The 13,924-nt window shown below is 63.8% G+C and carries 11 protein-coding genes; 6 read left to right on the top strand and 5 right to left on the bottom strand.

Going from position 1 to position 13,924, the window contains the following annotated elements:
* Positions 1-97 precede the first annotated feature (97 nt).
* Positions 98-1,264, top strand: a complete 1,167-nt coding sequence (gene sucC / locus OP494_RS01970) for an ADP-forming succinate--CoA ligase subunit beta (protein WP_040244076.1) — start codon at positions 98-100, stop codon at positions 1,262-1,264.
* Positions 1,264-2,136, top strand: a complete 873-nt coding sequence (gene sucD, locus OP494_RS01975) for a succinate--CoA ligase subunit alpha (RefSeq protein WP_040244074.1) — start codon at positions 1,264-1,266, stop codon at positions 2,134-2,136. The genes sucC and sucD overlap by 1 nt, the downstream gene beginning before the upstream one ends.
* A gap of 157 nt (positions 2,137-2,293) precedes the next feature.
* Here the strand turns inward: sucD and OP494_RS01980 are convergent, their stop codons facing one another.
* The 5 genes from OP494_RS01980 to OP494_RS02000 all read right to left on the bottom strand — a co-directional run bounded on the left by OP494_RS01980 (position 2,294) and on the right by OP494_RS02000 (position 8,012).
* Entirely contained in the window at positions 2,294-3,286 is a 993-nt protein-coding gene (locus OP494_RS01980; protein WP_280539069.1) for a lysylphosphatidylglycerol synthase transmembrane domain-containing protein, read from the bottom strand.
* Positions 3,283-4,059 (bottom strand): polysaccharide deacetylase family protein, encoded by a 777-nt coding sequence (locus tag OP494_RS01985; RefSeq protein ID WP_280539070.1) that lies wholly within the window; start codon positions 4,057-4,059, stop codon positions 3,283-3,285. The genes OP494_RS01980 and OP494_RS01985 overlap by 4 nt, the downstream gene beginning before the upstream one ends.
* A complete protein-coding gene (locus tag OP494_RS01990; RefSeq protein ID WP_280539071.1) occupies positions 4,052-5,170 on the bottom strand; it encodes a glycosyltransferase family 1 protein in 1,119 nt (372 codons plus the stop codon). Before OP494_RS01990 ends, OP494_RS01985 begins: the two co-directional genes overlap by 8 nt.
* Before the next feature lie 153 nt (positions 5,171-5,323).
* Entirely contained in the window at positions 5,324-7,264 is a 1,941-nt protein-coding gene (locus tag OP494_RS01995; RefSeq protein WP_280539072.1) for an exoribonuclease II, read from the bottom strand.
* 118 nt (positions 7,265-7,382) lie between these two features.
* The gene (locus OP494_RS02000; protein WP_280539073.1) at positions 7,383-8,012 is read right to left on the bottom strand and encodes an SDR family oxidoreductase; all 630 of its coding nucleotides are present in this window, start codon (positions 8,010-8,012) and stop codon (positions 7,383-7,385) included.
* Positions 8,013-8,291: 279 nt separating this feature from the next.
* Between OP494_RS02000 and OP494_RS02005 the strand changes: the two genes are divergently transcribed.
* The 4 genes from OP494_RS02005 to ptsP all read left to right on the top strand — a co-directional run bounded on the left by OP494_RS02005 (position 8,292) and on the right by ptsP (position 13,869).
* Positions 8,292-9,032 carry a GntR family transcriptional regulator gene (locus tag OP494_RS02005; RefSeq protein ID WP_280539074.1) on the top strand — a complete coding sequence of 247 codons (741 nt, stop codon included), beginning with the start codon at positions 8,292-8,294 and terminating at the stop codon, positions 9,030-9,032.
* A gap of 71 nt (positions 9,033-9,103) precedes the next feature.
* Positions 9,104-10,246, top strand: a complete 1,143-nt coding sequence (gene nagA / locus OP494_RS02010; RefSeq protein ID WP_280539075.1) for an N-acetylglucosamine-6-phosphate deacetylase — start codon at positions 9,104-9,106, stop codon at positions 10,244-10,246.
* Positions 10,243-11,265 carry an SIS domain-containing protein gene (locus tag OP494_RS02015; RefSeq protein ID WP_280539076.1) on the top strand — a complete coding sequence of 341 codons (1,023 nt, stop codon included), beginning with the start codon at positions 10,243-10,245 and terminating at the stop codon, positions 11,263-11,265. Before nagA ends, OP494_RS02015 begins: the two co-directional genes overlap by 4 nt.
* 75 nt (positions 11,266-11,340) lie before the next feature.
* Positions 11,341-13,869, top strand: a complete 2,529-nt coding sequence (ptsP, locus tag OP494_RS02020) for a phosphoenolpyruvate--protein phosphotransferase (RefSeq protein WP_280539077.1) — start codon at positions 11,341-11,343, stop codon at positions 13,867-13,869.
* Positions 13,870-13,924: the final 55 nt, after the last annotated feature.

Below are 13,924 nucleotides of genomic sequence, written 5' to 3' on the forward strand. Positions count from 1 at the left end.
TGAGGCGGGAGCGAACAGGGGTAGCGGTGGCCTGAGGCTGTAACGGATCGAGGCCATCGTTACCATTCGAGTCACATGCAACCAATGGCATGACACGATGAACCTTCACGAGTATCAGAGCAAACAGCTGTTTGCCGATTATGGTCTACCGGTGTCCAAGGGTTTCGCCGTGGATACCCCCGAAGAAGCTGCCGATGCGTGCAAGAAGATTGGCGGTGACAAGTGGGTCGTCAAGGCCCAGGTTCACGCAGGTGGCCGTGGCAAGGCGGGCGGCGTCAAGCTGGTCGAAAGTGCTGCGGATGCCAAGGCGTTCGCCGAAAAATGGCTGGGCGAGAACCTGGTGACCTTCCAGACCGATGAGAAGGGTCAACCGGTCACCAAGATCCTGGTCGAAAACTGCACCGATATCGCCAACGAGCTTTATCTGGGTGCCGTCGTCGATCGCGGCACGCGCCGTATCGTTTTCATGGCCTCCACCGAAGGCGGCGTTGAAATCGAGAAGGTCGCCGAAGAGACGCCTGAGAAGATCCTCAAGGCCGAAGTCGATCCGCTGGTCGGCGCTCAGCCGTACCAGGCGCGTGAATTGGCGTTTTCTCTGGGCCTGGAAGGCGCACAGATCAAGCAGTTCACCAAGATCTTCCTGGGCCTGGCCAAGCTGTTCGAGGAAAAAGACCTTGCGCTGCTCGAGATCAACCCGCTGGTGATCAACGACAGTGGCGACCTGCACTGCTTGGATGCCAAGATCGGCCTCGATGGCAATGCGCTGTATCGCCATCCCGATCTGCAAGCCATGCGTGACCCGTCCCAGGAAGACGAGCGTGAGGCGCACGCCCAGGCGTGGGAACTCAACTACGTCGCTCTGGAAGGCAACATCGGCTGCATGGTCAATGGCGCCGGTCTGGCCATGGGTACCATGGACATCATCAAGCTCAACGGCGGGCAGCCGGCCAACTTCCTGGATGTTGGCGGCGGTGCCACCGAAGAGCGCGTGGGCGAAGCCTTCAAGATCATCCTCTCCGACGATTCCGTGAAGGCCGTTCTGGTCAACATCTTCGGCGGCATCGTGCGTTGCGACATGATCGCCGAGGGCATCATCGGTGCCGTCGAGCAGGTCGGTGTCAACGTGCCGGTCGTGGTGCGTCTCGAAGGCAACAACGCCGAGCTGGGTGCCGAGAAACTGGCCTCCAGCGGACTGAACATCATCGCTGCTACCAGCTTGACCGACGCGGCCCAGCAGGTCGTCAAAGCAGCGGAGGGCAAGTAATGAGTATCCTGATCGACAAAAGCACCAAGGTCATCTGCCAAGGCTTCACCGGTGGCCAGGGGACCTTCCACTCCGAGCAGGCGATTGCCTACGGCACCCAGATGGTGGGTGGCGTAACGCCGGGCAAGGGCGGCCAGACGCACCTCGGCCTGCCGGTGTTCAACACCGTCAAGGAAGCCGTCGACACGACCGGTGCCGAAGCTTCCGTGATCTACGTGCCCGCGCCGTTCTGCAAGGACTCCATCCTTGAGGCCGCCAACGCCGGCATCAAGCTGATCGTGTGCATCACCGAGGGGATTCCGACCCTCGACATGCTCGACGTCAAGGTCAAGTGCGACGAGCTGGGCGTGCGCCTGATCGGGCCGAACTGCCCAGGCGTGATCACGCCGGGCGAGACCAAGATCGGCATCATGCCGGGGCATATCCACAAGCCCGGCAAGGTCGGCATCGTCTCGCGTTCAGGCACCTTGACTTATGAAGCCGTCAAGCAGACCACCGATCATGGCTTCGGCCAGTCCACCTGTGTGGGCATCGGCGGCGACCCGATCCCGGGCTCCACCTTCATCGATATCCTCGAGAAGTTCGAGCAAGATCCGCAGACCGAAGCGATCGTGATGATCGGCGAAATCGGTGGTACCGCCGAGGAAGAAGCCGCGGCGTATATCAAGGAGCACGTCTCCAAGCCGGTGGTTTCCTATATCGCGGGCGTGACGGCGCCTCCCGGCAAGCGCATGGGCCATGCCGGTGCCATCATCGCTGGCGGCAAGGGCACGGCGGACGAGAAGTTCGCGGCGCTTGAGTCCGCGGGCGTCAAGACCGTGCGTTCGCTCGCCGAGATCGGCGATGCGCTGAAGGAAGCGACTGGCTGGTAAGTCGCCTCTAGTCCCGGCGGCCCGTGGGGCGCCGGGCAGTGAGCATGACGAAGGGCATCCCTACGGGGGTGCCCTTCGTCGTTTTAGGTGGGTGACGAAAATGGCCTGCATTCGCCGCTTTGCGTAAAAACGGGTCGTTCGTAAAACGGGCGAGTGATTATCGACGGCGGGACAGCAGCTTGGCGAAGGCACGTCCTGCCAGCGCCATAAAGACGGGCGCGCCGGCGATGAGGTAGAAGTAATAGGTCACGAAGCGCCAGATGAGCACGGCGGCGGCGGCGCTTTGTTTGCCGATCAACGGCGCCAACAAGGCGGTGGAGGTCAGTTCGGCACCCCCGGCGCCGCCGGGTAAAAAGCTCAATTGTCCCGCCGCCATGGAGAGCATCTGTACCAAGAAGGTCCAGGCCCAATCGATGTGCTCACCCAGGCCTTTCACGGCCAGATACAGGACACTGTAACGCAGCATCCAGTGAGCGCAGCACAGGGCGAAAACCGACAACAAGGTCAGACGAGGCAGGCGCAGCGTCTCGATCAGGGCGTTACGGAAATGCAGCAAGCGGCGGGCGAATCCGAAGCGTGCCTTGCGGCGGACCTTGAGCCGCTCGAGCCAGCCGCCGGTGATCTGGAGCAGAGGGCCATAGTGGCGTATGACCAGCCATAGCAGGATGAAACCGCACACCAGCAACAACGACGGCAGACCCACCAGCCAGCCAAGGTTGAGATCGATGGCCTCGATGACGACATAGAGCGCGACGCCGATCAATGCGGAAAGAAAGAAGAGCAGGTCTGTCAACTGATCGACGGTGAAGATCGCCGAGGCTTGGGCGGGACGCACGCCGCGCCGGGCCAACAAGCCTAGGAGCGTCAGTAAGCCACCGGTGCCGCCGGGCGTAGCGCAGATGGCAAACTCGGTGGACATCACGATGCCTACCGCGCGTGTCTGGCCGAGACGTCCGGCGCGCCCCGCTAGCAGTAAGCGAAGCCGCAATGCATTGATGTTCCAGCAGATGACGATCAGCAGCAGCATCAATGCCAGTTGCTGCAAGGGAAATGCGGCGAGCTCACCGAAAAGCGCGCGCCCTCCGAACAATAGGGGGATGCTGATGGCCGCCACCAACCCGATAACCAGCAATATCACCAGGCGCTTCATGCGGCGTGCTGCTCCCTCCGACGTTGCCCCGTCACCCAGTCGTACTTGGTGATGGGGCGCCGTCCCTCGTGGATCAGGCGCTCCAGGACAGCGAGCCAGTAGGCCTGAACGCGGGCATGGCGCATGTCCACGGGATGCAGTCCCAGGCGTAGCAGCGGTGCCTGGCGGCTACACCAGCGCTGCGTTTCGCTGGCCAGGCGTGACAGGCCACGACGCCAGGCGCTACGCGCACTCCATACCAGCCCCGGCGCCTCGAGACGCGTAAAGTCGGGCAGCGTATACAGATGCTGCGGGTCGCTGGTGTAGCAGAAGTCGCGCTGAGCCAGTGCTCGCCGCGCCCCTTGGCTCATGAGCCAAGCCGGTGCCACGAAGCCGGTGAGAGGCCAGCCCTGCGATCGAAAGAGCTCTATGCCCTTGTCCAGTCGTCGTGCCGCCTCGTCTTCGTCGAGGGCGTAGAACTCGCCTTCCCAGGTGTAAAAACGCCGCATGAACCAGTCGCGAGGCGTGCGCGGCGAGGGCGCATCGTCGCAATGGTAATAGCCGTGCAATGCCAGTTCATCGCCCATGCCTCGGCGGCGTTGCAGGTGCTCAAGGAAGGCGCCATCGCGGCGACAGTCGCTGCGATGATGAAAATCGGGCACTACCAGCCAGGTGATCGGGATCGGGCCGTGTCGACGTGCCAGGGCGTCGACCTTGGCCACGAAGTCGACGTAATCGGGCCAGGTTTCCGGCGAGATATCATGGAGGACGAGGGAAAGATGACGATCAGCCATGCTGAAGACTCTCCGTGTTGACGCGCTGTCCGGTCAATTCACGATAATGATGCATCAGGCTGGAGACCACGATATCCCAGTCGTGATGGCGTTCGACATGCAGGCGGGCACGCCGCCCTTGTTCCTCGGGCGCATTGGCGCTGAGTTCGCGCACGGCGCGTGCCATGTCGTCCGGTGAATGAGGCTCGCAGAGCAGCCCACAGCCCAGGGGAACGTTCTCGGCCAGGGCACCGGCGCGTGCCGCGACGACCGGAATGCCACTGGCCATGGCTTCCAGGGCGACCAGGCCGAACGTTTCCTGAGTACCGGCATGCAGCAGCATGTCACTGCTTGCCAGCCACTCGGCGACATCGACGGTGGCCGTGTAGCGGCCGATGACGCTGACGTTGTCGGGAACGCGCTGCGGCATCTGCGGCCCGATCAACAGCAGGTGGTAGCCTTTGCCGAGACGGCGTGCGGTTTCCAGCAAGACCGGGAGGTTCTTCTCGCGCGAGCCGCGTCCCACGAAGATCAGCAGGCGCGTAGCGTCATCGAGGCCCAAGCGCTGGCGGTAGGTATCTTGGCGGCGTTGGGGCGAGAAGGTTTTCAAGTCGACCCCAAGTGGCTGCAGGGCGACATTGTCGAGGCCGAGGCCATGCAATTTATCGGCGATGACGCGGCTAGGCGCGAGGACACGGTTGCAATGCCGGTAGAGGTTTTCGACATAGCGCTCGAGGGCCATGCGCGTCCAATTCCCGAGACGGTTGCCGATCAGGCGAGGCAGGTCGGAATGGTAAAACCCTACCACGGGCACGTCCAAGGCCCGGCCGGCATCGAGCGCGGCCCAGGCGGTGACATAAGGATCGCCGGCCTCGATGATATCCGGTGCCATCTGGATCAATTCGCGCCGCCAGCCCTCTCGCTTCAGAGGAAAGCGATACCCTTGGCTGAAGGGGAGCGGTGGCGCGGGGATTTCATGAATGGACTCACTGACCGCATGGCGGGTGCCGGGAATCACTAGGCTGGATGTCACGCCAGGCAGTGTCGCCAAACGGTTGCGTTTGGCCTCGAGGTAGGTACGCACCCCACCGCTGGCAGGGGCGTAGAACATCGTGATATCGGTGATATGCAAAGCGTGACTCCTTGAAACCTTCCCGGTTGGTTACGGAGTGACTGCTCGGACCCTGACGGGCTTGTCGTAGGAATGTCACCGCGCTGTCATGAGATTACGCTGGCACATGCCATGCCTTGCGTCCACTGCTTGTGACGCAAGGCATGGTCAGCTTCAGACGGCGGGACGTGCGACCAACGAGCGTGTCGTCTCGACGGCCTCGGCCAGGGCGACCTGAACGCTGTCGCCGAGCTTGTAGCGCGGCTGGCCCTCGATCTGAATACGGCCTTCCTTGTCGTCGATAACGACCTTGTCGCGTTCACTGTGCATGAACGGTGCCGGGACGAACGCCGTGGCGCCATTGGCGGAGAGCCGAACCCGCATGCCGCCGCGGTTGATGGCGATGATCTCGGCGTCGAAGACCTCGCCGTTTTCGGCGGAGGGGCCGAGATAGCGCACGTAGAGCCAATCCTTGACGTCACGTTCGGCCATGCGATTCAGACGCCGACGCTCGGTGAGCTGCTCGGTCAATGCCTGGCTGGCCTCGGCGGGCGCGTCCTCGCCCTTGAGCACGCGCTTGATCAAGCGGTGATTGACCATGTCGCCGTACTTACGGATGGGCGATGTCCAGGTGGCGTATGCCGGCAGTCCCAGCCCGAAGTGTGGGCCAGGCTGGGCGGACATGTTGGTATAGCCCTGGAAACGGCGCAGGCGTGCGTCGAGCCAGGCATCCTCGCGTGCTTCTAGGGCGCGGCGCAGCTCGCGATAGCGCGAGAGCTCCAGCAACTGTTCGCGTTCCACGTTGATGTCCTGGGTGGCCAGAAACTCGATCGCCTGGTCGGCCTTTTCGGGTTCGAACGCCTGGTGCACATTGAAGATGCCATGACCCACGCGCGAGGCCAGCAGATCGGCGCAGCAGGCGTTGGCCGCGATCATCGACTCCTCGATCATGCGCTGAGCGGTGCGACGTTCCTCGATACGCACCGCCAACACGTTGCCCGCGTCATCGACGTCGAAGGCATAATCGGGACGATCCTTGAACACCAGCGTGTGTTCCTCGCGCCAGGCGTTGCGGGCCTCGGTCATCGCGGCCAAGGCCTTGAGCTGCGTGGCCATGGTCTCGTCGTCGGGAGCCCAATCACCTTGGCCTTCCAGCCAGTCGGAAATCTGGTCATACACCAGGCGGGCATGCGAACGGACATTGGCGGCGAAGAAGCGATAGTCGCCGAGGGTGCCGTCGCGCTGGATATCCAATGTGCAAACCAGGGTCGGGCGATCCTCGCCTTCCTTCAGCGAGCACAGCTCATTGGCGAGCGTTTCCGGCAGCATGGTGACGTTCTGGCCCGGCAGATACACCGTGAAGGCCCGTGTCTGCGCTTCCAAATCGACCGGGTCGCCCTCGCGGACGTAGGCCGTGGGGTCGGCGATCGCCACGCTGAGACGCCAGCCATCTTCGCGTGTCTCGATGTACAGGGCGTCGTCCATGTCGCGTGTCTTTTCACCGTCGATGGTGAAAAAGGGCGTCGCGGTGAGGTCTTCGCGTTCAAGCCCTTCGTCGTGCAGCGGCCACTGCTCGCCGAACTGCGGCGAGGCTTGCTCCAGCGCATGACGCGCCAGCGTCACGCGCCACGGCACGGCGGGGTTGTCGGCCTTGACTACTAGCTCGTCGACCTGGGCGAAAAAACCGCGATCGTCGGGCTTGAGCGGGTGGCGCACCAAGCGCGCCACGACCCAGTCGCCGTCACCGAGCGTACTTTCGTCGAGCGAGTTCTTGAGGCGTGCGCGCAACTGGTTATTGATCAACGGATGGTCTGGAACGACGCTGAGGCGCCCATCGCGCTTGACCAGTCGCGCCACGAAACGCTCGAGCCCCGCCTCGAGGAGCGTGTCGGGCTCGGCGGAGGTCTTGTCCCCCTCCTGCTTGATCAGCGCATCGACGCGGTCGCCATGCAGTACCTGCTTCATGGCGGGGGGCGGAACGAAATAGGAGGTACCGTCTTCGGCTTCGAGAAAGCCGAAGCCGCGATCGGTGGCCTTGATCACCCCTTGAACACGCGGGGTGGTTTCACGAATCTGTTGCTTGAGCTGGGCAAGCGCGGAGTTGTTCTGCAGCATCGAGACACATTCGGTTGGGGGGAGTAGGGCGATACTATACGGGTTCGTGTATCCCCCGCCAACCGACGCCTGGCGGGGAAAAGCGGGGGATATACGCGATGTCTTGCCGAGCGCTGGATCAGCGCAGCGCCTCATCAATCGCCGTATTGCCATCGAGCAGGGAAAACTTGTGCTGGCGCAGTTCTCGGTTGCGCACTACCTCGAGCAACGCATGCGCCACGTTGGCGCGTGAAATGCGGTTGTCATCGGCATTGGCGATGTCGGTCGTGACGCGCCGTGTCGCGGCATCGTCGGTCAGCCGGCCGGGTTTGAGAATCACGTACGGCACGCGAGATGCACGCAAATGGGCATCGGCGGCATGCTTGGCGGCCATGTAGGGGCGTAGCTTGGCCGGTGCCTCAAGCACTTGGTCGGCACGCATGGCGCTGAGCATGATGAAGCGTCCGATGCCCAGCGACGCAGCCAGATCGATCGCGCTTAGCGCACCATACAGATCGATCATCAGCGTCTTGTCGGGACCGGTATGTGGGCCCGAGCCCGCCGCGAAAACCACCTGATCGCAGCCATAGAAAGCATGGCGGAAATTGCTTTCCAGATCGGCGAGCACCGTTTCGATACCTCGCTCCTGGAACCACGCCTGCTGCGACGTATCGCGAATCATCGCCCGAATCGGCACGTCGGCCTGATGCGCGAGTTCACAGAATTGGCGGCCGATCTGGCCGTTGGCACCGATCACTAGCGTCTTCATGGGGTTCTCCTCAGTGATGTCGATAACTATTGCATGCGGTTCTCGGCGCCGGTAATCAAGCCCGAAAGACGCTTTTAGCTACCAGCTTCGTCCTTCATTCCTCCATTCCTTCACTCCCTCCCTGCTTCATTCTTCCTTCTTTTCTCTCTTGCCTCTTCACGTTTTCCTTCGACAGGGGGGATGGCTTGAGAGATACCACTGCAAGACCAATTGGTATTTGACTGGTATTAAAGAGGCTCTATATTGGTTATTCAGAACCCGACATGAGAGGTCGTCTTCATGGACCCACGTTTTGTCGAGATGACGCTGGATCCCGACCTGGCGACGCCGCTTTATCATCAGTTGGCGCGGCAGCTGGGTGATGCCATCGAGGCGGGGGCCTGGCAGGCCGGCGAGGCGTTACCCTCAGAGCGCGCATTGGCTGAAACGCTGGAGGTTTCGCGTATCACCGCGCGCAAGGCGTTGGAACGCCTCGCCGAGCAGGGCCTGATTCGGCGTACGCATGGTTCAGGTACGTTCATCGCGCCACGCTTCAATCAGCCATTGACGCGTCTGACGAGTTTTTCCGAGTTGCTGACGCAGCGTGGCTTTACGCCCCGTTCGCGCTGGCTGTCTCGCCAGTTGGGCATGCCGAGTACCGAAGAGGCGTTGCGTCTTGGGCTGCGTGGCGGTACTCAGGTGGCGCGTCTCAAGCGTCTGCGCCTAGCCGACGACGTGGTGATGGCGGTCGAGGAAAGCTGCCTGCCTGAATCGATACTGCCCGAGCCGGAAGGCGTCGGGCAGTCGCTCTACGCGACGCTGGAAGCACACGGCAAGACGGTGGAGCGCGCCCTGCAGCACCTGACTGCCGTCAATGCCGACGCCGAGCTCGCCGCTTTGGCTGAAGTCCCCGAGGGCGAGGCGCTGCTCAAGGTCACCCGCCTTGGCTACCTCGCCGATGGCAGCCCGGCGGAGTTGACCATCACTTACTGCCGCACCGATTACTACGACTTCATGGTCGAGCTGCACCGGGCTCGATAAAAAACCGAGCTTCACCGGGCTCGATAACTAACGCGAACGCGCGTCTGTGGGCGCGTTAAAAAGGTAAGCCAATGCATTACGGCAACATCCTCACCCCCGAAGGCTGGCGCCTGGGCGAGATCCACTGGTGCGATGGACGTATCGCGCGCATTGACGGTGCGCCGGTCGATCCGGCGGACAACGATGCGCCCTATATAGTGCCCGGCTTCATCGACCTGCACGTGCATGGCGGCGGTGGCGCCGACACCATGGAAGGCGGCGAGGCGGTGACCACGCTGGCGCGTACCCATGCGCGCTTTGGCACCACCAGCCTTTTGGCGACGACCATGACCGCCACCGACGCCGAGATACGCCACGTACTTGGCGAAATCGGTGCCTTGATGGAACAGTCACCCGGCAAGGCCGCACGCATACTCGGCGTGCATCTTGAAGGGCCCTATATCAATCCCGGTAAGCTCGGTGCTCAGCCACCTTACGCACGGCCGGGCGAAATCGCCGAGATCGACGCGCTATGCGACTTGGCGCCGATTCGGCTGGTCACCCTGGCGCCGGAACTCTCCGGGCATTACGCCCTGATTCGTCATTTGAGCGAGCGCGGTGTGCGCGTGCAATTGGGTCATACCCTGGGCACCTATGAACAGGGCGTGGCAGCGATGGAGCACGGCGCCTGCGGCTTTACTCACCTCTATAACGCCATGACCGGCCTGCATCATCGCCATCCCGGCATGACGGGTGCCGCGCTGGCGCATGCCGATTTCGCCGAGCTAATTCCCGACTTGTTGCACGTCCATCCCGGTGCGATTCGCGTCGCGCTTAGAAGCATCCCGCGCCTCTATGCCGTGACCGACTCGACCGCTGCCGCCGGCATGCCCGATGGCGAATATCGCCTCGGTGAGCAGGCGGTGACCAAATGCCTGGGTGGGGTGCGCCTCGCCGACGGCACGCTCGCCGGTAGTACCCTGACCATGGATCAGGCGCTGCGCAATCTGGTCGAGATCGGTCTGTCACTGGCCGAGGCCAGTGAGCGCGTATCGCGCCATCCCGCCGATTTTCTCGGCCTGCCCGAGCGTGGCCGGTTGGCCGATGGCTGTTACGCCGACGTCGTGGTGCTCGACCGCGATCTGGCCGTCGACTGTGTCTATGTCGAGGGCCATTGCGTGGCTGGCGAGGATTCCGAAGACGTCCCAACGACCCGCCCAGGAGACGATGCATGAGTTCGATGATGCTCAGCGAAGCGCGCGATGCCCCCGAGCGAGTCGCCGCTCAATTGACCCACAACGCCCAGCCGCTGGCCGAACTAGGCGAGTGGCTGCGGCAATGCGATCCGCATGGTGTGGTCACCGTGGCGCGCGGTAGCTCCGACCATGCTGCCAGTTACTTCGCCTATTTATGCATGCAGAGCCGAGGGATTCCGGTGGCCTCGCTGCCGCCGTCGCTGACCACCCTGGCGCGGGCGCCGTGGAAGCTCGATGGCCAGCTGGCGCTGGCGATCTCACAGTCCGGGCAGAGCCCCGACCTGATCGAGACCCAGAAGGCGCTGGCCGCCGGTGGGGCGCAGACGCTGGCGTTGGTCAATACGCCCCAGTCGCCGCTGGGCGAGGTCAGCGATCGCGAGATTGCGCTGCATGCCGGTGCGGAGCGCAGCGTCGCTGCGACCAAGAGCTACCTGGCCACGCTATCGGCCTGCGCTCAGTTGCTGGGCCACTGGAACCGGGACCACGCATTGCTCGCCGCGCTCGAGGCGCTACCCGAACGGCTACGCGTGGCGGCCGAGCAGGAGTGGTCGCCGGCCATCGAGGCACTGCGCAATGCCGACAAGTTGATGGTGGTGGGGCGTGGCGCGGGGTTGGCCGTCGCCCAGGAAGCGGCGCTCAAGTTCAAGGAAACCTGCGCCCTCCAGGCCGAGCCGTTCAGCGGTGCCGAGGTCAAGCACGGTCCGATGGCGTTGATCGGTTCCGGCTATCCGGTGCTGGTGTTCGCTCCGCCGGGGCCCGAGCAGGCCGGCCTGCTCGAGCTCGCCGAATGGCTCAAAAGTGTCGGCGCACGGGTGCTGCTGGCCGCCGATGCAGGCATCGCCCAGCGTGAGCTGACGCTTGCCGACGCCGGCCATGCGGCGCTGCAGCCGCTGTCGGTCATCCAGAGTTTCTACGCCATGGCCGCCCAACTGGCGGTAGCACGGGGTAGCGACCCCGACCAACCGCGTCATCTCAAGAAGGTAACCCGTACGCGCTGAGCGCTTTTCGATTCCTTTTCCAATAACAGCTTTCCCGACAACAGCTTTCTCGACAACAACAATGCCGGAGGCAACATGGCTTCATCCTTAGACATCCTGGCACCGGTGGACGGCGTCCTCGTCGCCCTCGACGCGGTGCCCGACCCGGTCTTCGCCGAGGGCACTCTCGGCGACGGCCTGGCCATCGATCCGCTGGGCGCTACGCTGCACGCGCCCTGCGACGGCGAGATCGTACACTGCGCACGTACCGCCCACGCGGTGACGCTGCGCAGTGCGGGCGGCGTCGAACTGCTCATTCATCTGGGACTGGATACCGTCAACCTCGACGGTGCCGGGATCGAGTTACTGGTCGAGGCCGGTCAGCGGGTTGAGGCTGGCGCGCCGTTGCTACGTTTCGATGCCGACCAGGTCGCCCAGCAGGCGATGAGCCTGATCACGCCATTGATTATCGCCGAACCGTCCGGTTGGCGTCTGACGTCTCATGGCACACAGCACAGCGGCGACACAGTGCGCCGGGGCGAGGTGATCATGCGTCTCGAGGCGTCTGCCTCCTCACCGAACGTCGCGCCTGAATCGGTCGAGGCATCGCCCCAGCAAACGCGGGCAGCGACCCGCGACGTCATCCTGGCCCTGGCGGCCGGACTGCACGCACGGCCTGCGGCCCGGCTGCGCGCTATCGCCCACGAACAGAATGTCGATCTCGAACTCGTCTACGGCGAAACCCACGTCGATGCACGCAGCCTGAGCCGGTTGATGAACATGGGGCTGGTGGAAGGCGATCGTGTGACGCTGATCGCACGCGGCGAACGCGCCACGGCGGCGCTGGATGCCGCCGAGCGGCTGCTGAGCGAAGCCGAGGTCGATGATCCGGCTTCCAGCGCCGCCGAGCTGCCTACCGCCGAGGCTGGGGCAGGGCAGTTGGCCGGGCTCGTCGCCAGCCAAGGGCTCGCGGTCGGGCCGCTGCATCATTATGTGGCGGCATTACCCACGGTACCGCAAGTCGGCGATGATCCGGCGCATGAGCGCGCGGCGCTGAGCGTGGCATTGGAGAACGTCGATCATTCGCTCAAGACGGCGCTGGGGCAAGCCAAGCGCAGCGGACGAAGCAGTGAAGCCGAAATCCTCGAGGCGCACTTGGCCTGGCTCGACGATCCGGCGCTACGCGAGGCCGCCGACGGTTACGTCGACAGCGGACGCAGTGCCGGGCAGGCCTGGAAGGAGGCCCTAGATGATGAAGTGGCGCGTCTGCAGGCGACGGGCAATAAGCTGCTGGCGGCGCGGGTTGCCGACCTACGCGACCTACAGCGCCAAGTGATGGCGCGCCTGGGGTCGGCGCCGAGCGTCCCACAGGTGCCGGCCGACGCCATCGTCATCGCCGACGATCTGACGCCCTCGGAACTGACGGCCTTGGCCGCTCAGCGTCCGGCGGGCATCTGCCTGGTGGCGGGAGGTACCACGTCGCACGTGGCGATTCTCGCCCGTGCCCGGGGCCTGCCGTGTTTGGTGGCGATGGGCGCGATGCTGGAATCGGCCGAAGGGGAGATGGCGATTCTCGATGCCGAGCGCGGCTTGCTCGAACCGCAGCCGGATAGCGACAGCCTGGAGGCCATGCGTGAGCGTATCGCTGAGCGTGAGCGGGCCCGAGGCGCTGCCCGCGAGTCGGCAAGGAAGCCAGCGACGACCCGTGACGGGCGCACTATCGAGGTCTGCGCTAACGTCGCCGGCGGCGCCGAGGCGCGCATCGCTGCGCAGGAGGGGGCTGATGGCATCGGCCTGCTGCGCAGCGAATTCCTGTTCCTCGACCGTGATCGCGCGCCGAGCGTCGACGAACAACGCGAGGAATATCAGGCTGCGCTCGATGCAATGAGCGGCAAGCCGGTGGTCGTCCGTACGCTGGATATCGGCGCCGACAAGCAACTGAGCTACCTACCGCTGCCCAACGTTCCCAATCCTGCACTGGGTGTGCGCGGCATTCGCTTGTGGGCAAGCCAAGCGGCACTGCTGAATAGTCAGTTACGCGCTTTACTCGCGCTCGAGCCACTCGGCTCGCTGCGCATCATGCTGCCGATGGTCAGTGGCGTTGGGGAGTTGCGGGCGTTGCGTCAACGACTTGAAACGCTGGCCAGTGAACTGGGCGTGAGTCGCCTGCCGCAACTTGGGGTGATGATCGAGGTGCCTTCGGCCGCACTTTGCGCCGCCAGCCTCGCCGCCGAGGCCGATTTCCTGTCGATCGGCACTAACGACCTGACGCAGTACACCCTGGCCATGGACCGTGAAGATCCCGGACTCGCCGCACAACTCGACGTGCTGCATCCGGCGGTATTGCGGCTGATCAAGGCCACCGTCGAAGGTGCCGCCGGACGTTGCCCGGTGGGTGTATGCGGCGCCGCTGCCGGTGATCCGCTGGCATTGGCCGTGCTGGTGGCACTGGGGGTCGAGGAACTCTCGGTGGAGCCGAGCCGCATACCGGCGGTCAAGGCTTCACTGCGTGGGCTAGATGCTGGCGCACTCGCTGAGCAACTGTCGGCCTGGTTGGAGCTGGACGATGGCGCCGCCGTGCGCGCACAAGTCAAGGCTTGGCTGGAAGCACCGGTCACCGCTTGACGCGCCTGACGTTCGGAACAACGACATTCTGGACAACAACAAGAGTGGGAGAAAC

It is taken from the genome of Chromohalobacter sp. 11-W (genome assembly GCF_029889905.1).
Taxonomy (GTDB): Bacteria; Pseudomonadota; Gammaproteobacteria; order Pseudomonadales; family Halomonadaceae; genus Chromohalobacter.

Coding starts and splice junctions, on each gene's coding strand:
- sucC (WP_040244076.1), top strand. CDS start 98: ATGAACCTTCACGAGTATCAGAGCAAACAGCTGTTTGCCGATTATGGT.
- sucD (WP_040244074.1), top strand. CDS start 1,264: ATGAGTATCCTGATCGACAAAAGCACCAAGGTCATCTGCCAAGGCTTC.
- OP494_RS01980 (WP_280539069.1), bottom strand. CDS start 3,286: ATGAAGCGCCTGGTGATATTGCTGGTTATCGGGTTGGTGGCGGCCATC.
- OP494_RS01985 (WP_280539070.1), bottom strand. CDS start 4,059: ATGGCTGATCGTCATCTTTCCCTCGTCCTCCATGATATCTCGCCGGAA.
- OP494_RS01995 (WP_280539072.1), bottom strand. CDS start 7,264: ATGCTGCAGAACAACTCCGCGCTTGCCCAGCTCAAGCAACAGATTCGT.
- OP494_RS02000 (WP_280539073.1), bottom strand. CDS start 8,012: ATGAAGACGCTAGTGATCGGTGCCAACGGCCAGATCGGCCGCCAATTC.
- OP494_RS02005 (WP_280539074.1), top strand. CDS start 8,292: ATGGACCCACGTTTTGTCGAGATGACGCTGGATCCCGACCTGGCGACG.
- nagA (WP_280539075.1), top strand. CDS start 9,104: ATGCATTACGGCAACATCCTCACCCCCGAAGGCTGGCGCCTGGGCGAG.
- OP494_RS02015 (WP_280539076.1), top strand. CDS start 10,243: ATGAGTTCGATGATGCTCAGCGAAGCGCGCGATGCCCCCGAGCGAGTC.
- ptsP (WP_280539077.1), top strand. CDS start 11,341: ATGGCTTCATCCTTAGACATCCTGGCACCGGTGGACGGCGTCCTCGTC.